The sequence below is a fragment of the Thermodesulfobium sp. 4217-1 genome, assembly GCF_039822205.1.
GTDB lineage: Bacteria > Thermodesulfobiota > Thermodesulfobiia > Thermodesulfobiales > Thermodesulfobiaceae > Thermodesulfobium.
On the sequence record NZ_JBAGBW010000028.1, the window covers coordinates 1 to 19,613 of the forward strand.

Below are 19,613 nucleotides of genomic sequence, written 5' to 3' on the forward strand. Positions count from 1 at the left end.
TGTTTGGGTTTTTAGGGGTACGGTATTTTAGCTAAATTTAGGAGGTTTTTGACGAAGATGGGTTAAGTAATATTTCAAGTCAAATGTGCTAAAATCATAAGTTAATATTAGTTTTTGATATTATCTTTATCAACTTCATTAAAGGGGGCTTTTATGCTTTATCAGATTGCTTTACATGTAAAGAGTTGTGATACATATAGGCTTGGAGTAGCGATTGATCAAGTGGAGAGACTTTATCAAAAGGTGAGTGAAGGCTCTATTTCAGTGATATTTATTTTTACCTTTGAGGGGATTGACTTATTTTATAAACATAAAATACCAGACGATTTGTTAAGGAGGATGGAAAAGCTTTACTCTGACGGCGTGAAATTTAAGCTGGTTCTGCCGAATGATGGAGAGGTAAAGTTTGGCGAATATCCATTCTTAGACGTGATAGAAGCTGGTTTGATAGAACTTGTAAAGCTTTATAGAGCGGGATATTTATATATAAGTATGTAGATAATTTTTTTTAGGAGATAAATATGCAAATTTTGATGCCCGAGGTAAACAAGGATAGTATAAGAAACAGATTGGTAAAATGGTTAAAGAATGAAAAAGATGAAGTAAAAGCTGGTGAAGAGATTGCGTTGATAGAAAATCAAAGGGTTACAAGCGTTATAAAGTCAGCTTTTTCTGGAAGGCTTATTAATATTGCGGCAGAAAATAGCTTTATAGATGTTGGCCAACAAGTTGCTGAAGTTCTAGAAGATGATCCGCTCAAAGAGTCTTCCTTGCCAGATGTGGTAGCCACTGATGGAGAGACTGAAGGGGACGACTTGCAAGTAAACTTTGTCAAAGAAGACCAGCCACTCATAGCTGTTAAAGATTCTTTGAACTTCAGGTGCAAAGTCGATATCTCTAAATCTTTGTATTTTGTTTTCGATAATTCTATTGATTTTTCAAGTTATTTGTTTTTTTGTATATCAAAAGCTTATTCAAAATATCCATTTTTAGGTAGAAAATATCCAGTTAATTTTTATAAGTTAAGCGAGAATGGTTTAGAAAATGTGAATTCTTATTCTGAAGATCTGTTAAAGAAAATCGAATTGGCTGGTTTGAGCTCTTTAGACGAATTTTTCAATAGAAAGAGAAAAAATATTGATTTTTCGACAAGTGAGAATTTTAACGTAATTTACTGTGAAGATATGTCTTTGGAGAACATACAAATTACTTTCTCTAAGAAAAATAGCGCAATTCTTACCTGTGCTTACGATATTCCTGAAAATTTTGATGATGACTCTAAAGAAGAGTGCAGCTTATTTTTTAGCTCTAACTTTGGAGGAAATTTATCCGATTTCTTGAATTTTTTGAGGAAATTAAAAGGCTTTTTGACTAAGCCTGAGAATTTAATTCTCTAAATTTATATAAGAATGGGCTTTTTATTAATATTATGAATTCGCAATTAATTTATATTTATTTATGGAGGAGATAGAGATGATTAGGGTAGTGGTATCGGGTATCGGTGGCAAGATGGGAAGAATGGTTTCTGAAACTGTCTTGAAGCAGCCAGATATGAAATTGGTAGGTGGAGTTGACCCATTTGTAGCGGGTAAGACGCTTAAAGACCTTTTTAAGATTGAAGATTCTACAGCTATTAGTCCAACCGTAGAGGAGCTTTTAATAAATGTTCAGTTTGACGTATTAATAGACTTTACAAGGGGAAACGTCGCTCCTCATACCATTGAAAAAACTCTTGAGGACAGAAGAAATGTAGTGGTGGGGACTACGGGGATAGACGGCAAGGATCTGGATCGCTTAGGCAAGATGGCTGACGATCTAAAAGTAGGTTTTTTCCTTGCACCTAACTTTTCTTTGGGAGCTGTTTTGATGATGGAGTTTGCAAAGAAGGCAGCTCAGTATCTCGATCATGCTGAGATAATAGAGCTTCATCACAACCAAAAAGCTGATGCCCCTTCAGGCACTGCGCTAAGAACTGCTTATCTGATGTCGAATGGCTCAAAGGTATTTAACAAAGACACTGTTCAGGGCGAAGAGAAGATAAAGTCAGCTCTTGGTGGAGAGGTGAATGGCATTAGGATTCATTCTGTAAGATTGCCTGGCTTTGTGGCACATCAAGAGGTTCTTTTTGGCGGTGTGGGTGAAATTTTGACAATTAGACATGACTCTTTGTCAAGAGAATCCTTTATGCCAGGGGTATTGCTTGCTACCAGAAAGGTGCAGGGGTTGAATGGATTTGTGGTAGGACTTGAAAATTTGTTGTAGATAATATTTGATTTGTAATGAATTTTGACAATAATTTTCCTAAGCAGTTAAGTTAGCTGCTTAGGGTTTTTTATAGTTTTTGCTTTTTGTATAATATTATTTATAATATTATTATTTAAATACTAAGGGGGTTTTAATTTGGAGAACAACGAATTTAACCAGTTTTTGAAGAAGATAGAGTCTGTGGAAAAGTTAAACAAGAAGATAGCTTCAAGCCTTGCTGGTCTAAAAAACTCATTTAAAAATATGAATATTAAGGACCACAAAAAATATTTAGATAATTTATCAAAAGAGACTAAGACAATTGGTGAGGAATTTTCTTTGATAGAAGAAGACCTGAGAAGTTATGCTTCTGATGTTGAGGGCTATATTAAGAGCGAACAATATCCACTGGACTTAGATTCAAAGCTTAAGGATGAACCAGGAATAAAGCTTTCATATCCAACTTATGAGCTTGGGCCTATAAGGCTAAAGATTGATCTTAATCAGGGAAACAACATAATATTTGGCAGGAAAGCAAATAAAATATTTGACTATAAGCCAGATAAATTATTAGACCTTTTAAAGAAAAAATATTCAACAATTACTAAAAGACCTTTTAACAGGGATAAATTTTGCAAGGATCTTCTGGAGGCATATAAGATTCTTAATAAACTAACATATCAAAACAGCGATGTGAAATGGGGGAATGCAGTATCACTTTCAAAGATCTACGAACTTATTACAATTAGCTCTGCATATAGACAAGAATATTCAAAAGCTAATTTTATATTTGATATCTCAAGGCTAAAAGACCAGTTCGAAATTAAATTTGATAAATTTCAATTTAATTTTGGGACGTCAAGGGATGTTGCAAACACACTTCTTGTGGTAGATTCTAATGGTAACGAGAGTAGGCTGAGCACTCTAATAGTTCACAAGTTGGAGGATTAAGCAATGCATATTTCTGGGGAGGATTTTAGATTATTAAAGAGTGGGCAGGTTCCTTCAGACGATGAGCTTATGTGTAGGATGTTTATTGGCCAAAGAGATTGGATAGATGAGTTTAAGGATTATTATCTTTATAACTTTGTGGGGAAGGGGTATGGCAGCAAAGTAAAGTTTCTAATTGGTTCTGAAGGCTGTGGTAAGACACACGCTCTTCGATTGCTTGGGAAATATGCGAAAGATATGGGATATGAAGTATGTCATCTATCAATTAAAGATTTAGATATAAAAATAAGCGATATGGCTTCGTTATATAAAGAAATTTGTAATCAAGTTAACAAAGAAAGAATTGTTGCTGGACTTTGCAAGAGAGTCGCTTCTGACATTGGCTATAACGATTATGATGGCGATGTTCTATTTCTGCCAATAATGCTTGAATACGAAAAAGGCATTCCTGCTAGCGATGCAAAAAAAGAGATTAGAAGATCTCTGGGATCTATTATAAAGAAATTAGATGTTTTGCCCAGCTTTGTTACTTTTTGTTTTCAAGCTTGTCACGCAAGGATGGTAGATGATAACAATGAAGTTATCGACATTCTTTTGAAATGGTTAAGCGGGATTTCTCTCACCAGGCAGGAGAAGAATCAGGTTGGCATTTTTGATAAACTACAAAGGCATAATGCAAGGTTGTGGCTTAACTGCCTTATAAAACTTTTGGATTTCGTAGGCATAAAGGGCCTTTTTGTCGCAATTGACGATCTTGAATCTGTACTATATAAAAATGATGCATCCAAAACATTAAATTATACGAGAGGCAATTTAAACGATTTGTTTGAAATGATAAGACAATTTATAGACGAAACTGAGCATATATCTAATTTTATAATATTTTTTGCTGGGAGAAATGAGCTATTAGATGATGAAAAAAGGGGTTTTAAAAGCTATGAAGCCCTTCAAATGAGAATTCAAACAGGAATAATTCAAAAAGAACTCTTTAACCCTTATGCAGATATTATAGATTTTGATCAGTGGTTGTGCAATAAAGACGAATCTTTTTTTAAAGAAATAAATTATAATTTGAGAAGCATTTTTGAAGAAAGTGGCTACAGGTTTGACTTTAAAATGTCTAATTTTTTTGAATCCGAGAGTAAAAATATAAGATCTGCAATTATTGAGACCTCAAACTTTATGGAAGGGGGTGAGGATGATGATTAACTATACAGAAAATCAGCTTGAGGCCATTGCAATTATAGAATCTTTAAGATCCGGTATCCCCACAATGCGTTCAACAAGAAATCTGCCCGATTTAAGACCTGAATTGATGAAATTAGTTGAAAAAGATCTAAACTCTTTAAAAAATAAGTCAATTGTCAAAGGAAGGATAATATGGGGACCATATGGAGATGGCAAGTCTCATCTGTTAACATCAATAGAACATAAGGCTCTAAGTTTAAATATGGCAGTTAGCAAGATATCTTTGAGTAGAAACGTTACTTGTAACAATTTTTCAAAGCTATATTATTATCTTGCTTCTCGTGTTAGAACTCCAGATTCTGTTATTATGGGTATTCAGAGATATCTAAACCAAAAGAAAAGGGAAGAATTTTCAGATAGCCAGATTGCTAAACCTAATAGGTATAGTCATCCATTCTTCTCATATATCTTTGAAGACTACTTGGCAGCAAGCGGTGAAGAGCAAGAAATTATTTACAACTTTTTAGTTGGAGGAAGGCCTTTTTTAAATGAGTTAAAAAAAATTCACAAATCAATCCACAAAGTGCCAATGGAAAAGTTTGAGAGGAATTTTAGTTTCAAGGAAGATTCGAATAGTTTTTTTGATTATTTCTCTGATATATTAACCTTTTTGGGTTTTGACGGCTGGATTATTTTGATTGATGAATTGGAACTTGTATCCAGACTTTCAAAAAACGCAAGATTGGACACATATTTAAATCTTAATAAACTGCTAAACTGGTCTGATGATCTAAATTGTCCAATATATGTAATATGCGCTGCTGCCCAGAGCTTGCAAAGTGATTTGTGGTTTTCTTCACATCTGAAGAGAAATGATAAAGACTTAATGCCTGACCTTGCAAAAGAGAAATATAAAAAAGAAGCTGTAAATATAATTAATAATTTTTTTAATTTTGCAATTGATAAAGAAATTTGTCCTATTATTAAGCCTGTGGAATTAAATGTTTTATTGGAGCTTTTGCTAAAGATAAAGGACATTTATGAAAGAGCTTTTAATAAGAGTTTTTATTTTGATATGAAAGAATTTATAGGCAATTTTCCCTCTGATACCACAATCAGAACTTATATTAGAGCGCTTATTGAGAAGTTAGATATATTAAGAGTACATGATACCGATGTTGAGGTCAGAGCTGGGAGTATTTCTGGCTACTCTATTAATGAGGATGCAGAATATTTTTCTGAAGAGGATTTAAATGATATTTAGAAAATGATTTGATAAAAAAAGCATTAATAATGTTCACTATTTTTCTTTTTAACATAAAATTAACATTGTTATGATAATTTTAAGATATACTTTATCCCTATCTTAAGGAGTGAAAACGCTTAATGTTTAAAAAGGCTCAAAATATACTTAGTTTTCGCTCTGTTGACTTAGCTAACCTTTCATTATTTGACATATTATTAAAACTTGTAGCTATATTTCTGATTTTGTTGCCAGTTCTGATTTTTATAATATTGTTTATAAATTCCTTGCCTGCAATCTCGAAATTGGGCTTTAGCGTATTCACTACGAACAACTGGGATCCTGTGAGCGACAAGTTTGGCGTGATAGCACCCTTACTTGTGACAGTTATAGTCGGCGTGATCAGTACAGTTCTTGGTTTGATGATTTCAACTCCCATTGCTCTTTTTCTCTCGTTTTACTCAAGAGGGAAAATTTCATCTTTTTTTTCTACGGTAATTGATGCGCTTGCATCTATACCTTCAGTGGTTTTAGGCCTGTGGGCTATTTTTTATGTGGCTCCCCACATTGGTACGATTGAAACAGTAATAAAGGCTTTGTTTGGATTTATACCATTTTTGAACGGTAATCCCTCTCCATTTGGTCTTTTGACTACGATTTTGATCTTGACCTTAATGCTCGTCCCTATTCAGACTGTCTTGATTAAGGAGCTGATAATCTTGGTTCCTAGAAATTTACTTGAAGCGGGTTTTAGCCTGGGCACTACAAAATACGAGATAGTAACAAATTTAATATTGCCCTTTATAGGACAGGGAATAGTGGCTGTCGTCTTTCTCTCCCTTGCAAGGGGTATGGAAGAGACTATGGCTACTGCTATGCTCATTGGAAACAGACCTCTTTTCCCTGATTCGATCTTCTCTCCTACCGCAACCCTGACAAGTATAATTGCTAATGAGTTTTCGGAGGCATTTTCTAAAACCTACCTGTCTGTGCTTTTTGAGCTGGGTCTTATCCTCTTTGCGCTCGTTTTTGTAACCAATGTATGCGCTAAGTTTATACTGAGAATGTTATACAGGAGATTTAGATGAGAGTATTAACTGATAGATTATTTCAGGCTTTTACTATGGCTGTGGCCCTGTCAGTATCCATCATTCTCGCCTTTATACTGTTTCAACTTATAAAAGACGGAATTGGATCTATAAATCTCAACTTTTTTGTTGAAACAGCTAGGCCTGTGGGCTCAAACTCGGGCGGATTCAAACAGGCTATCGTGGGATCGCTACTTATAGATTCTATCGCAATGATAATAATCATCTCTTTTTCTGTTCTTGGAGGACTATTTTTGCACGTTTATCCCGAAACCCTGCTTTCAAAAATATTAAAAGAATCTATGTCACTTTTGCAAGGGACACCGACAATTGTCTGTGGAATATGTGTTTATTATATGGTTGTGAGGTCGATGGGTCACTTTTCTGGTTTTGCAGGTTCTATAGCCCTTGCTTTGGTGGGAATACCGTATATGGTGCTTGCCAGCGAACAGATTTTCAAGATGACCCCGTCTCTACTGGTAGAGGCTGCATATTCTTTGGGCCTCTCTAAGGCAAGGGTTATATTTTATGTGATACTTAGATTTGCAAAGTTTCCACTCCTTGCAATCTCTCTTTTGACGCTTGCAAGGATAGCAGGAGAGACAGCGCCGCTTCTTTTTACCGCATTTGGAAATAGCTTTTTAGAGCTAAATCCTGGAAGGCCAATGGCTGCTATGCCTTTACAGATATTTATATATGCTATTTCCCCTTATGACGAATGGCATCGGCTAGCTTGGGCAGGCGCGTTGGTTCTAATAATATTTGTTACAGTTTTAAGTATAATTTTAGGTCGTTATAGAAGGCTTGGAGAATAGGTGGGCAAAATATGATAAAAATGAAGTTGCAAGACGTTCATGCCTTTTTCGGGAAAAACGAAGTTCTTAAAAGCATCAATCTGGACGTTTATGACAAAGCTGTTACTTCTATAATAGGTCCATCTGGATGTGGTAAGACTACTCTCTTGAGATGTTTAAATAGAATGCATGAGCTGGATAGAAATGCTTCAATCAAAGGGCGGATTCTCTTAGATAATGAAGATATTTTTAAGATGGATCTATATAAAGTGAGGAGAAAGGTTGGGATGGTATTCCAAAGGCCTAATCCATTTCCTTTTATGTCTATACAGGATAACGTTCTTGCAGGTTTTTTGATGAGCGGCAAAAGACTCTCAAAAAAGCAAAAAGAAGAATTATGTGAGAAAAATTTAAGAAGGGTTGCTCTGTGGGAGGAGTCAAAAGATAGATTAAGAGATTTGCCTACCAATTTGTCTGGCGGGCAGCAACAGAGGCTTTGTATTGCAAGGGCTCTGGCAAACGATCCTGAAATCGTTTTGATGGATGAGCCTACGTCGGCACTCGATCCTATTTCTACCTCTAAAATCGAAGAGTTAATTATTGCTCTAAAAAATGAAATAGTAATAGTCATAGTTACTCATAATATGCAGCAGGCAGCAAGAATTTCTGATTTTACTTCATTTATGTATCTTGGTAATTTGATAGAATATGGTGTAACGGAACAAATATTTAAAGTGCCAAAGGAAAAGCTTACGGAAGACTATATAACAGGAAGATTTGGATAAGAAAGTGAGGTGTATCTTTGGAAAGACACTTTGATATAGAGATCAGGGAATTAACGAAAAAATTATTTGAGATGACTACTCTTGTAGAGAGGTCTATTGACTTGGTTATTCTCTCTATCTTGGAAAGAGATTCCAGAATTGCCCAAGAGGTCATTGAAAGTGAAAAAATGACAGATGAGCTTGAGATCGATATAGAAGAGCAGTGTATGACCATGTTAGCGCTCTATCAGCCAGTAGCAAAGGATCTTAGATATATAGTTATGATTATGAGGATAATAGTAGATCTCGAAAGAATGTCTGATGAGACAAAGAGCATCGCAGTTTCAACCATGAATCTTTTGAAGGATCCACCAATTGAGATCTTTATGCAAAAGATTCCTGATATGGCGAAGAAAGTAAAGGTTATGGTTAGGAACGCCATTACTTCATTGGTGGAAAGAAGCGAGGATATAGCTCTTAGCGTGATAGAAGATGACGATGCGGTAGATGAGGACTATCACAATATTCTTAAATATTTGAACAAAGAGATTTCTGAAAGAAGGTTCAATTGCGAAAGAATTATCGATTGGTTATTTATTACCAGGCATTTTGAGAGATTGGGGGACCACGCCACGAACATTGCCGAAGACGTTCTATATATCGTAAGAGGCAAGAACGTTAAACACATGAAACCTTAATCTTAATCGCATTAGCTGTGAGGGGAAAGTTGATTGCTAAAGTTAAATTATTTTAGTTTTGAATATGGGGAGATGCAGCTATGAAAATAAGAGTTACAAATGAAGCAAGAAAATTTATTCAGAGCAGAACCAAAGGGACTGCGTATGTTATCATAAGCGCGCCAATAAAATATTGCGGTTCCTGAACTGATCCAGAGCCTAGCAGTTTGCAGGCAAGAATCGTAACACCCGATCAGATAAATAAGTTTACTCATGATATGATTTTGTGGGACGAAGATTTAAGAGTATACGTAGAGTTTCTTACTGACAAATATTTTGGTCAAATTGATCACGTGTTAGATCTTTGTTATGATGATGTTACTGAGGCTCCATATCTGTGCGTTAACCCTGATCCAAGACTTCTCATGGACCTGGCTCGAATTTAAATTTAAGGAGGTAAGAATATGAAAATCTTAGTTGCTGTGGATGGATCCAAGCCTTCTATAAAGGCTGTAGAATTTGCTTTAAATATGGCAAAAGAGCACCACGCAATAGAAGTTGTATTGATAACAGTGTCTTGTGGGTACGACTGGACTTTTGTGAGCGATGATGTTTTCGTAGATCCTGAGAAGATCAATGAAGCCTGTGACATAGCTTTTTCTAAAAAATTGGATGAAGCTAAAAAAGTTTTTGATGATGCAGGAGTTAAGGTAAAGGCTATAATGATCTCGGGAGGCGATCCTGCAAAGGAGATCTTGAAATATGTAGAAGAAAATGATATCGAAAGAATCATAGTTGGAAACAAGGGTCTAAATCCTTTGTCAGGTTTGATTGGAAGTGTAGCTTACTCTATTTTAAAAAATGCTACTGTTCCTGTTACATTGGTAAAGTAGACTATATAAATTAAGTAAAAAATAATATTGTCTAAATAAATATTGGCAGCAAGAATTTTGCTGCAATATTGTTAGATATTTTTTTAAGGAGTGATTATAATAAGCGCTTTTTCATCTCTGGGTGAGTATATAGCTTTTTTGGAGAAAAGAAATGAGTTAAAAAGAATCAGAGTAGAGGTTGACAGATACCTTGAGATAACAGAGATTGCTGATAGATTCGTAAAAGTTGGCGGGCCAGCCCTATATTTTGAAAATGTAAAAGACTCGAAATTTCCTTTGGCTATCAATGTCTTTGGCACTTGGGACAGGGTAGTAAGGGCTATAGGCAATCCAGATGATATCGCCAAAAAAATTGACGAATTGTTAAAATTGCCAACCAAGAAGATTGGTTTTTGGGATACGGTAAGATCACTGCCAAATATAGTAGGCCTTATGAATATAAAACCAAAAATTGTCAATAAAGCGCCGTGCCAAGAGGTAATCTTGAGGGGAGATCAGGTAAACTTAAACGATCTGCCAGTGCTTCACTGCTGGCCTCTTGACGGTGGTCCATTCATTACCCTGCCCCTGGTTATGACACAGGATCCCGAATCAAAAGAGAGAAATCTCGGGATGTATAGGATGCAGGTCTTTGATAGAAATACTACGGGTATGCATTGGCATCATCACAAGGATGGAGCAAGGCACTTCTCGAAGTTGAAACCGGGAGAGAGAATGAACGTGGCTGTAGCTATTGGAGCTGACCCTGCTACCATTTACTCTGCTACTGCGCCGCTTCCGCCAAACGTGGATGAGTTTGTGTTTGCGGGCTTTTTAAGAGGATCTGGAGTAGAGATGGTTAAGGCTTTAAATTCTGATATACTTGTGCCCGCACAGGCTGAATTTGTATTAGAAGGTTATGTCGTCAAGGGAGAGCTTAGACGAGAAGGGCCATTTGGAGATCATACGGGATTTTATTCGCTGGAGGATGATTTTCCGGTATTTCACGTTGAGTGTATCACCCATAGAAAAAATCCTGTTTACGTAGCCACCATTGTGGGAAGACCTCCTATGGAGGATGCCTATCTTGGCAAGGCTACTGAGAGAATATTTCTCCCAATGCTAAAGATGACTTTCCCCGAAATAGTAGATCTAAACCTGCCGATTGAGGGGGTATTTCACAATTTAGCTATAGTATCAATTAAAAAACAATATCCAGGACATGCAAGAAAGGTTATGCATGCCCTATGGGGGCTCGGACAGATGAGCTTTACGAAGTTCATAGTGGTGGTTGACGAGGATGTAAACGTTCACGACATGTCTTATGTGAGATGGAAGGCTTTAAATAACGTAGACCCAGAAAGAGACATTGAGATAGTAAAAGGTCCTGTGGATGTTCTCGATCATGCAGCGCCATACCCAAGATTTGGCTCTAAGATGGGGATTGACGCCACGAAGAAGATGAAAGAAGAGGGCCTTATAAGGGAATTTCCGCCTGATATTGTGATGGGCGAAGATATTCGGAATATGGTAAGCAAACGCTGGCAAGAATATGGCTTTTAATTTTGACTGAAGGGAGTAAGACAAGATAAGAAATCAGATTGTATTGAAGTTATCAAACATCTTTGATGATATACGAGTTGAACATACTGTGTTTTCATTGCCTTTTTTGTTGGCCTCTGCTTTTATAGCGTCAAATGGCTTCCCAGATTTAGAAAAATTAATTCTTATCATAGTAGCTCTTTTATTTGCAAGGGCGGCTGCTATGTCATTTAACCGATTTGCTGATGCAAATATTGACAGATTCAATCCAAGAACTGCAAAAAGATCTATCCCGAAAGGCGTGGTAAAAAGAAAAGATATGTTTTTCTTTGTAAGCTTTTGTTCGGTGATGTTCATCTTAACTTCTTATTTTCTGGGCAGCTTGACATTTATGCTGTCGCCTGTGGCACTATTTATAGTTTTTTTCTATTCTTATACGAAAAGATTTACTGCGCTAAGCCACATTGTTTTGGGCATTGCTCTTAGCCTTGCTCCTGCTGGTGCATGGATAGCCCTGAGAAACGATTTTGGTTTAGTGCCATTTTTTATGATGCTTGCGGTTGTATTCTGGCTTGCGGGCTTTGACGTCTTATATTCTCTTCAAGATCTAAAATATGATATAAAGCAAGGCCTTCACTCTATACCTGTAGCCATAGGGGAAAAAAATTCTTTATACATAGCAAGGTTTTTTCACGCGCTTACAATATTGTTTTTGATTCCCATAGGGGTTTTAGCTAATATTAGCCCGGTTTATTTTGCAGGGTTGGTTATATTTGCGTTTCTTTTGCTATATGAGCATTCATTGGTAAAGCCAAACGATCTCTCAAAGATAAATATGGCCTTTTTTAACGTAAACGCAATATGCTCTTTCATATATGCCTCTTTTGTAATTGTTTCGGTATTAATAAAATAATTAGGTGGATAATTTGAAAAAAATTGTACTTGGTATTACTGGCGCAAGCGGTATGAAATATGCCCTCAGGATGATCGATGTTTTAAAAAAAGACTCAGATCTGTGTGTGGTATATACTAATGCAGCAGCTCTGGTTCTCAAAGATGAAGAAGTAATCGACATAGAATCGATAAAAGAAAGATATCAGGGCGTTAGCTTCTATGACCAAGGCGATTTTAGTTGCGAATATGCGTCTGGCTCTCAGAACCTGGATGCAGTAGTTGTCTGTCCCTGTTCTGCTGCTACTCTTTCGAGCGTGGCAAATGGATTATCTTCGAATCTTTTGGAGCGGGTTTGCGATGTAGCTCTTAAAGAGGGCATAAAATTGGTTTTGGTATTTAGAGAGACGCCTCTAAATTTGATTCACATTGAGAACATGAGAAAGGTCGCTATGGCTGGCGGTATTATCTTGCCTGCCTGTCCTGGTTTTTATAATAGCCCAAAGACGATAGATGATTTGGTGGATTTTGTAGTGGCAAAGACGTTAAACAGAATAGGGTTTGAAAATAATCTCTTAAGACCCTGGCAGGGCAAGAAGTAAATTTCAATTTTTAAGGAGTGTAAAAATATGGGCAAAGTTTATTTGGTAGGTTCTGGTCCTGGAAATGAAGGGCTCTTTACTATATTCGGAATGAATATCCTGAAAAAGGCTCAAGTTCTGGTCTTTGATAGGCTTATCCCAAAAGAGCTTTTGGCAATGGTTCCAGAAAATTGCGAGCAAATCTATGTGGGAAAAGAATCAAGTAAACACGCAATGAAGCAAGACGATATAAATAAATTGCTTGCTGATAGGGCGTCTGAAGATAAACTGGTAGTTAGACTAAAGGGCGGAGATCCATTTTTGTTTGGTAGGGGCGGAGAGGAGGCTCTTTACCTTAAAGAAAGGGATATAGAGTTTGAATTGGTTCCTGGGATTAGCGCAGCTTTAGCGGTGCCTCTTTATGCAGGAATACCTGTTACCCACAGAAAGGTAGCTTCATCTTATGCTATATTTACCGGGCACGAGGACCCCACGAAAGAAGACTCTACCATTGATTGGGAGGGCTCTCTTGGGGCAGATACCCTTGTCTTCTTTATGGGGGTAGAAAGGCTTGATAAGATAGTAGAAAAGATAATTGCTGTTAGGAAAGATAAAGAAATCCCGTGCGCGCTCATTCAAAACGGAACCCTTCCCACTCAGAAGGTGGTAGTGGGGAATCTATCAAATATAGTAAGCCTTGCTGAAGAAAACTCAGTCAAGCCTCCGGCCTTGTTTGTAGTAGGCAATGTGGTGAGCCTGAGAGAGGATCTGATGTGGTTTGAGAAAAAGCCCTTGTTTGGCAAAAGGGTTGTGGTAACCAGATCCAGGATGAAGGCGAGCCTCTTAAGCGAGAGACTAAAGGAAAATGGCGCAGAGGTTTTTGAGATACCGGTAATAAAGTGCGTCCAGATAGCAGATCAAAAAGAATTTAAATTTGTTTTTGAGAATTTGTGCGAATATGAATATATAGTTTTTAGCTCGTCAACAGGAGTAAAAATCTTCTTTGAGAACTTGTTTAAGGCTGGATATGATAGCAGATGTATAAAATCAAAAATTGCTGTGATTGGCGATGGCACAAGCGATGAGCTTTTAAAATATGGCGTGGTGGCAGATATCTTGCCTGAAAAGTTTGTGGCAGAAAGCTTGTTAGACAGTTTTGAGAAAACTAATGAAGCCAAGAAGATTCTGATACCGAGGGCTAAAGAGGGTAGAGATGAACTGGTAAGAGGCTTACTGGAGAAGGGCTATGTGGTGGATGACTTTCACATATATTCGGTACAGCCTGAGCAAATTTCAAAGCAGGATATCGAAATGGCTTTTCAGGATGGGAAAGAAGTTTTCTTGACCTTCGCGAGCTCTAAGACAGCTGAGTATTTCTATGAATCCTTAGGAGAACACAGGGATCTGGTGCTAAAAGTTGCTAAAGTCGTATCTATTGGGCCGATTACCTCAGAGAAAGCAAGGGGTTTGGGATTCAATGTGGTAGCTCAGGCAGCAGAGTACAATATAAATGGTCTGGTAAGCGCCCTGATAGGTTGCGAAAAGGGCAATAGTTAACAGGAATTTTTTGATGTTCTTTTAAAATATAGCAGTATTGAGAGCAAGATAAAGCTTATGAAATTCCAGAACACTATAGGCATTTGAAATATATAAAAGCCATATATAACCCAGCAAAAGACTCCTATCCACATCATAAGAAGCATTACGAGGGATATATCCTTTGTTGAGCGCGTCTTCCATGCCTTTATTACCTGAGGCACAAGAGAGCTCGTGGTAAGTAGCCCAGCAAACAATCCAAGATAAGTATCAAGCATAAAGATATTATAACTTAAAAGAATTTTTTATAAAGTCGGTTGCGCACATGAAAGTTTACTTTTATTGTCAACTATTGTATAATGTAAACAATGGAGGTGACGTATATGTGGTGTAGCGGTCCAGGATTTTATGGTCACGGCTTTTATGGAATGCCTATGTTTGGGATGATTTTTCCTTTATTGTTCCTTGCTGTAGTAGTCTTTGCGGTTTTTTATTTCTTGAAGCAGGGAATGAGCAGGTGCTCTGTGCTTAGCAATAGTACTTCAAACGAAGATCTTATAAAAGAGATAAATAGCCTAAAGGAAGAAGTAAAGAGGCTAAAAGAAGAAAAGTAAACTTTCTCAAGCTATAGGGGCATTGATCTTATGTGCGGTCAATGCCTTTTTTATTGGAAATTTAATCCTTTTAATGTAAAATAAGCTTACAATAATAAATATTTTAAAAGGAGTGATAAGAGTGTATAGGTCATATAATGATGAGTTAACTGGAACTACAGCCGCTACTGACGTATCTGGCTTTTTTAGGGGAGTCTTCACGTGGATGTTTCTTGGGCTCCTGTTCACTGGAGTGATTTCTTACGCAATAGCGTCTAATGTTTCAATTTTGCAGCTTATTTTGGGCAATCCTATCTTGTTTTATGGGATAATCGGCCTGCAATTTATTGCAGTTATAACCCTATCTGCTGCTATTACAAAGCTACCTGCTGAGGTCGCAGAGTTTATTTTTATATTATATTCTGCCCTGACAGGAGTAACTTTTTCTACGCTATTCGTAGCTTATACATCTGATTCTATAGCGTCCACATTTCTCGTTACCGCTATATCTTTTGGCGTAATGGCTTTAATGGGATACACCACAAAGGCAGACCTGACTAAGATGGGGACATTTATGATGGCAGGTCTTATTGCAATAATAGTAGGCTTTGTAGTAAATATTTTCTTGCACAGTAGCGCTCTAATGCTTCTTTTATCTGTGGTAGGCGTGATTGTGTTCCTGGGCCTTACTGCTTATGACATGCAAAAGCTAAAGAAGATATATCTAGCAGGCGCATTTGATGAAAGAAAGGAAACAGTTTTGGGCGCTCTCACTCTGTATCTGGATTTCATAAACCTATTTCTTATGCTACTAAATGTAATGGGGAACAGAAGAGACTAAATTTTATGTTTGAAATTTTTTAGAGGGAAATTATTAAATATTTCTGTCCTTTTTGTAAAGCAGAGTTATCTGAAGATTTCAAGGCCTGTCCTTATTGCAAGGCTGATTTGAGGGGTAGTATTTCTTATGATGATAAGATAATATTATCCCTTGATCATCCTATTCTTGACATCAGAATGGTATCTATCAAGTTGGTTGGAGATAAGCGCATAAAAAGAGCCTTGTCAAAACTATCTGATCTAGCAAATAAATCAAGCGATCCGCTGGAGCTTATCGCAATATGTAAGGCTCTAAAACAAATTGACTCAGATGAGGCTATTGATATCATAGGAAGGATCAAACAAAAAAATAATAAAATTGTGAACGATTATATAGATGAAATTATGTCTTGATTGTATAGTTTGTTTCCAAAAACAGGCCCTCTTTGCGACAAAAGATCTGGACGATAGCTTAAGGGCTAAGATTTTGAAGAAAGTAATGCTTTTTCTGTGCGACGCTGATTGGGAGACTTCCCCCGATGAGTTTGCAAACGAGGTTCACTGCATTATAAGAGAAGTATCGGGTTTATCAGACCCATATAAAGAGATTAAGAAAAACAGCAATAAAATCTCACTTGAAATGTATCCTGAGTTAAAGGAACTTTTAGATAGAGAAAAATTAGAAAATCGGCTTTACACAGCGGTGAAGTTAGCTATTGCAGGAAACATAATAGATTTTGGCCCTTCAGTTGAATTCGATCTCAAAGGTACTGTGAACGAGGTGATGTATAAAGATCTAGCTATAGATGATTTTAAGATACTTCAGGAAAGGATAATTGCTTCTGAAAGATTACTTTACTTTGCAGACAATGCTGGAGAAATAGCCTTTGACAAGATATTTATTGAAGAGATGCTGAGAACAAGAAAAAGGCCCTTTAAGCAAATTAGCTTTGTAGTAAAGAGTGGGCCGATTATAAACGATGCAATGTTGGGCGATGCTTGCGATGTAGGAATTGACAGGCTTCCTAATATTAGATTCTTAGAGATTTCAAACGGCGAAAAGAATAGCGCTCCCTCAAGAAGAAGCGATGAGGTAAGAAGATATATAGAGGAACATGACATAGTAATTTCAAAGGGGCAGGGGAATTTCGAGGGGCTAAGCGACTATAGCAATATATTCTTTATGTTGATGGCAAAGTGCCCTGTAATATCAAATGAGCTAATGGTCGATATAAGAAGCAGCGTTATAAAATATAAAGAATAGTAAAGCTTCTTTTGACTCCGAAACTGTTTCTGAGAAAGGAAAGTGCGAATATATGAGGATAAAGGTTTATAAGGAATTTAGTTTTTCTGCTGCACATAAACTGGTAGATTACAATGGCGATTGCGCTAACCTTCATGGACACACATATAAACTGGGGGTTGAGGTATCTGGACCTATTGGGGAAAACTCTATGGTGATAGACTTTAAGATCCTCAAGAATATTGTAGAAGAGAGGATAATCTCTAAACTGGATCACAAATATTTAAACGATGTCATATACAATCCTACTGCTGAGAGGGTTTGTGAGTGGGTATTGAACGAATTAAAAGATTGTGTGCCCGAAAGCGTAAAATTAGAATTTGTAAGGCTCTGGGAATCAGAAACTTCTTATGTGGAAATATCCTTATAGTGATAGCAATTCATTCTATATTTGAAAGCATATCTGGTGAAATAGGTTTTATGCCGCAGGGCTCCTGGTGCACTATAGTGAGGCTTCAGGGTTGCAACCTGAGGTGTAGGTGGTGCGACACAAAGGAATCTCAGGGCATTGAGACTAAATATATGCTTTCAATTGATGAAGTTATAGATAGGTGTAAGAACCCAAAAGTACTCATTACTGGTGGAGAGCCGCTTATTCAGGGTGAAGCTCTTGGACTGATAGATAGCCTTATAGAGCGGCATCACTTTGTCCAGGTGGAAACCAACGGGAGTATCTCCCTGCCAAAGGGATACTCGTCCGATTGTGGTTGGGTGGTGGACTACAAGGGGCCATCTTCTGGGGTGATTGACAGGATGCCCTCATTTGAGGAGTTTATAGATAACTGGATAGAGCACAGGGTCATAGTGAAGCTGGTAGTTGATAACTCTAAAGAGGATCTTGAATTTGTCTTTCAGATTCTTTCAAAGATGTACGGCCTTTTTCAATTTGCAATTAGCCCGCTGGATGCAAAGGGAGAAAAGATCTTAGACATTGTAAACTTTATCAGGGAGAGGGACGAAAAATTACTGGGTGAACTGATATTTTCAATTCAGATGCACAAGGTAGTGGGGCTTTTGTAGAGGAGTTTTTGTTATTGTTGTATAGACGCATTGAAACGAAGATGTAAATGATTTATCATAAAGTTTATGAAGGTAAAAAACTTTAATAAAAAAATTTTAGAGGAATATAAGGGCAATCTATCCTTAACAAGGTTTCCAAAGCTAAAGCAATGGATAGATGGGACAGATTCCCCTACGCTAAAACAGTTATCCAAAGTGGCAGATGCTCTGCATATTCCGTTTGGTTATTTCTTTTTAGATACTATGCCTGAAAGAAAAATTCCAATACCAAATTATCGCACTAAAAAAGATATTTTTTTGATGCCATCAGTTGATTTAATCGAAACTATTGAATTTGTTCAGCAACAGCAAAATTGGGTTAAAGATATTCTTGAATTATGGGGACATGAAAAGCTTGGTTTTGCTGGTAAATATAATATTGGTAGTCCAAAAAACCTGGTTGTTGGTGAATTAAGAATAATTCTTGGCTTAGAAAATGGTTGGGCAAGGTCTATTCCTAATTGGAATCAGGCCTTAAAGGAATTGATTGTAAGGTCGGAAAAAGCAGGCATATTTGTTGTTGTAAATGGTGTGGTGGGTAATGATACGCATAGACAACTTCAAGTTGAGGAATTTAGAGGTTTTGTTCTATATGACCCTGTTGCGCCGTTTATCTTTATAAATAACAATGATGCAATATCTGGCAAAATATTTACTATTGTTCATGAATTAATACATATTATTATCGGTAAAAGCGGTTCTTTTGATCTTGAAAAATTTCAGGCCTGTGACGATGATATTGAACAGTTTTGTAATAAATGTGCCGCTGAATTTTTGGTGCCAGAGCAAGACTTACTAAAAGAGTTGAAAAACAAGCGAAATATAGAGAATCAGGACGTAGAAGATCTTGCAAAAGTTTTTAAGGTAAGCTCTCTAGTTATTATAAGACGTTTGCTGGATATTTCTGTGATAAATCAGGACGATTTTTATAATTTTTATGATAAATATTTGCAAACTGAAAGAAAAAAACATAGCAAAGGAGTCGGTGGCAATTTTTATGCTACTGAAATACTGCGCCTTAATAAGAAATTTTTAGAAATTGTCAAAGCAGGTGTAGATGAGGGGGTTATTCTTCATAGGGATGCTTATAAAATAACCAATCTTAAGGCATCTACGTTTCACAAGCTTATGGTTAGAGTTACTTGATGTATATAATTGATACTAATATTTTTATCACTCCACATAGGACTTATTATCCTTTTCAGTTTGGTTTGGAATTTTGGAATTTCTTAGTTAAAAAGGCAGAAGAGGGTGAAGTTTGTGGTATAGATAAGGTTTATGATGAATTAAAGGATTCGAATGATGAACTTTCTAAATGGGTACGCACTTCTTTTCATAAATATTTCAAAAATTGCGAAAGCGCATCAGTTATAGGAACTTACAGAGAGATAATTAATTGGGTAAATTCACAATCACAATATAAGCAAGAAGCAAAAAATAAATTTACGTCTTATTCAAATGCTGATAT

At 36.7% G+C, this 19,613-nt stretch carries 25 protein-coding genes; 24 read left to right on the forward strand and 1 reads right to left on the reverse strand.

All coding sequences use genetic code 11. The annotated features are described in order from the left end of the window. The first annotated feature begins 153 nt into the window (after positions 1-153). The 16 genes from V4762_RS08820 (at position 154) to cobA (ending at position 14,392) form a co-directional block, all read left to right on the forward strand. Entirely contained in the window at positions 154-498 is a 345-nt protein-coding gene (locus V4762_RS08820; RefSeq protein ID WP_347315416.1) for a hypothetical protein, read from the forward strand. A gap of 23 nt (positions 499-521) precedes the next feature. Next, on the forward strand, positions 522-1,397 hold the full coding sequence (locus V4762_RS08825; RefSeq protein ID WP_347315417.1) for a biotin/lipoyl-containing protein: 876 nt from the start codon (positions 522-524) through the stop codon (positions 1,395-1,397). Positions 1,398-1,473: 76 nt separating this feature from the next. Then, positions 1,474-2,262: a 4-hydroxy-tetrahydrodipicolinate reductase gene (dapB, locus tag V4762_RS08830; protein WP_458646954.1), complete on the forward strand. Its 789-nt coding sequence runs from the start codon at positions 1,474-1,476 to the stop codon at positions 2,260-2,262. Positions 2,263-2,400: 138 nt separating this feature from the next. Further along, positions 2,401-3,195, forward strand: a complete 795-nt coding sequence (locus tag V4762_RS08835; protein WP_347315418.1) for a hypothetical protein — start codon at positions 2,401-2,403, stop codon at positions 3,193-3,195. Between the two features lie 3 nt (positions 3,196-3,198). Then, positions 3,199-4,404 carry a BREX system ATP-binding domain-containing protein gene (locus V4762_RS08840; protein ID WP_347315419.1) on the forward strand — a complete coding sequence of 402 codons (1,206 nt, stop codon included), beginning with the start codon at positions 3,199-3,201 and terminating at the stop codon, positions 4,402-4,404. Then, complete coding sequence (locus V4762_RS08845) at positions 4,394-5,647, forward strand: BREX system ATP-binding domain-containing protein (protein ID WP_347315420.1); 1,254 nt, start codon at positions 4,394-4,396, stop codon at positions 5,645-5,647. The genes V4762_RS08840 and V4762_RS08845 overlap by 11 nt, the downstream gene beginning before the upstream one ends. Before the next feature lie 122 nt (positions 5,648-5,769). Continuing rightward, entirely contained in the window at positions 5,770-6,714 is a 945-nt protein-coding gene (gene pstC, locus V4762_RS08850; RefSeq protein WP_347315421.1) for a phosphate ABC transporter permease subunit PstC, read from the forward strand. Continuing rightward, on the forward strand, positions 6,711-7,529 hold the full coding sequence (pstA, locus tag V4762_RS08855; protein ID WP_347315422.1) for a phosphate ABC transporter permease PstA: 819 nt from the start codon (positions 6,711-6,713) through the stop codon (positions 7,527-7,529). Before pstC ends, pstA begins: the two co-directional genes overlap by 4 nt. Positions 7,530-7,540: 11 nt before the next feature. Next, positions 7,541-8,293 carry a phosphate ABC transporter ATP-binding protein PstB gene (gene pstB / locus V4762_RS08860; protein WP_347315423.1) on the forward strand — a complete coding sequence of 251 codons (753 nt, stop codon included), beginning with the start codon at positions 7,541-7,543 and terminating at the stop codon, positions 8,291-8,293. A 17-nt stretch (positions 8,294-8,310) separates the two neighbouring features. Continuing rightward, positions 8,311-8,970: a phosphate signaling complex protein PhoU gene (phoU, locus tag V4762_RS08865; protein ID WP_347315424.1), complete on the forward strand. Its 660-nt coding sequence runs from the start codon at positions 8,311-8,313 to the stop codon at positions 8,968-8,970. Between the two features lie 206 nt (positions 8,971-9,176). Then, positions 9,177-9,395, forward strand: coding sequence for a hypothetical protein (locus V4762_RS08870; RefSeq protein ID WP_347315425.1), 219 nt, complete (start codon positions 9,177-9,179; stop codon positions 9,393-9,395). 18 nt (positions 9,396-9,413) lie between these two features. Beyond that, on the forward strand, positions 9,414-9,842 hold the full coding sequence (locus V4762_RS08875) for a universal stress protein (protein ID WP_347315426.1): 429 nt from the start codon (positions 9,414-9,416) through the stop codon (positions 9,840-9,842). A gap of 99 nt (positions 9,843-9,941) precedes the next feature. Beyond that, complete coding sequence (locus V4762_RS08880) at positions 9,942-11,384, forward strand: menaquinone biosynthesis decarboxylase (RefSeq protein WP_458646956.1); 1,443 nt, start codon at positions 9,942-9,944, stop codon at positions 11,382-11,384. A gap of 43 nt (positions 11,385-11,427) precedes the next feature. Next, complete coding sequence (locus V4762_RS08885) at positions 11,428-12,276, forward strand: UbiA-like polyprenyltransferase (protein ID WP_347315428.1); 849 nt, start codon at positions 11,428-11,430, stop codon at positions 12,274-12,276. Positions 12,277-12,289: 13 nt separating this feature from the next. Next, positions 12,290-12,856, forward strand: coding sequence for a UbiX family flavin prenyltransferase (locus V4762_RS08890; RefSeq protein ID WP_347315429.1), 567 nt, complete (start codon positions 12,290-12,292; stop codon positions 12,854-12,856). A 27-nt stretch (positions 12,857-12,883) separates the two neighbouring features. Continuing rightward, a complete protein-coding gene (cobA, locus tag V4762_RS08895; protein ID WP_347315430.1) occupies positions 12,884-14,392 on the forward strand; it encodes a uroporphyrinogen-III C-methyltransferase in 1,509 nt (502 codons plus the stop codon). On the opposite strand, the gene V4762_RS08900 is transcribed toward cobA, so the two are convergent. Next, positions 14,389-14,649, reverse strand: a complete 261-nt coding sequence (locus V4762_RS08900; protein ID WP_347315431.1) for a SemiSWEET family sugar transporter — start codon at positions 14,647-14,649, stop codon at positions 14,389-14,391. The two genes, cobA and V4762_RS08900, sit on opposite strands and share 4 nt — an antisense overlap. A 105-nt stretch (positions 14,650-14,754) precedes the next feature. On the opposite strand from V4762_RS08900, the gene V4762_RS08905 reads away from it, so the two are divergent. The 8 genes from V4762_RS08905 to V4762_RS08940 all read left to right on the forward strand — a co-directional run. Further along, positions 14,755-14,985: a hypothetical protein gene (locus V4762_RS08905; protein ID WP_347315432.1), complete on the forward strand. Its 231-nt coding sequence runs from the start codon at positions 14,755-14,757 to the stop codon at positions 14,983-14,985. 121 nt (positions 14,986-15,106) lie between these two features. Further along, entirely contained in the window at positions 15,107-15,805 is a 699-nt protein-coding gene (locus V4762_RS08910) for a Bax inhibitor-1/YccA family protein (RefSeq protein WP_347315433.1), read from the forward strand. A gap of 107 nt (positions 15,806-15,912) precedes the next feature. Continuing rightward, positions 15,913-16,197 (forward strand): HEAT repeat domain-containing protein, encoded by a 285-nt coding sequence (locus V4762_RS08915; protein WP_347315434.1) that lies wholly within the window; start codon positions 15,913-15,915, stop codon positions 16,195-16,197. Beyond that, positions 16,181-17,047, forward strand: coding sequence for a damage-control phosphatase ARMT1 family protein (locus tag V4762_RS08920; protein ID WP_347315435.1), 867 nt, complete (start codon positions 16,181-16,183; stop codon positions 17,045-17,047). Before V4762_RS08915 ends, V4762_RS08920 begins: the two co-directional genes overlap by 17 nt. Before the next feature lie 52 nt (positions 17,048-17,099). Next, on the forward strand, positions 17,100-17,456 hold the full coding sequence (queD, locus tag V4762_RS08925) for a 6-carboxytetrahydropterin synthase QueD (RefSeq protein ID WP_458646955.1): 357 nt from the start codon (positions 17,100-17,102) through the stop codon (positions 17,454-17,456). Then, a complete protein-coding gene (locus V4762_RS08930; RefSeq protein WP_347315436.1) occupies positions 17,456-18,106 on the forward strand; it encodes a 7-carboxy-7-deazaguanine synthase QueE in 651 nt (216 codons plus the stop codon). The genes queD and V4762_RS08930 overlap by 1 nt, the downstream gene beginning before the upstream one ends. Positions 18,107-18,172: 66 nt before the next feature. Beyond that, the gene (locus tag V4762_RS08935) at positions 18,173-19,291 is read left to right on the forward strand and encodes an ImmA/IrrE family metallo-endopeptidase (protein WP_347315437.1); all 1,119 of its coding nucleotides are present in this window, start codon (positions 18,173-18,175) and stop codon (positions 19,289-19,291) included. Continuing rightward, positions 19,291-19,613 (forward strand): DUF4411 family protein (locus tag V4762_RS08940; protein WP_347315438.1); only part of this gene is annotated, 323 nt, incomplete at its 3' end. The genes V4762_RS08935 and V4762_RS08940, both read left to right, overlap by 1 nt.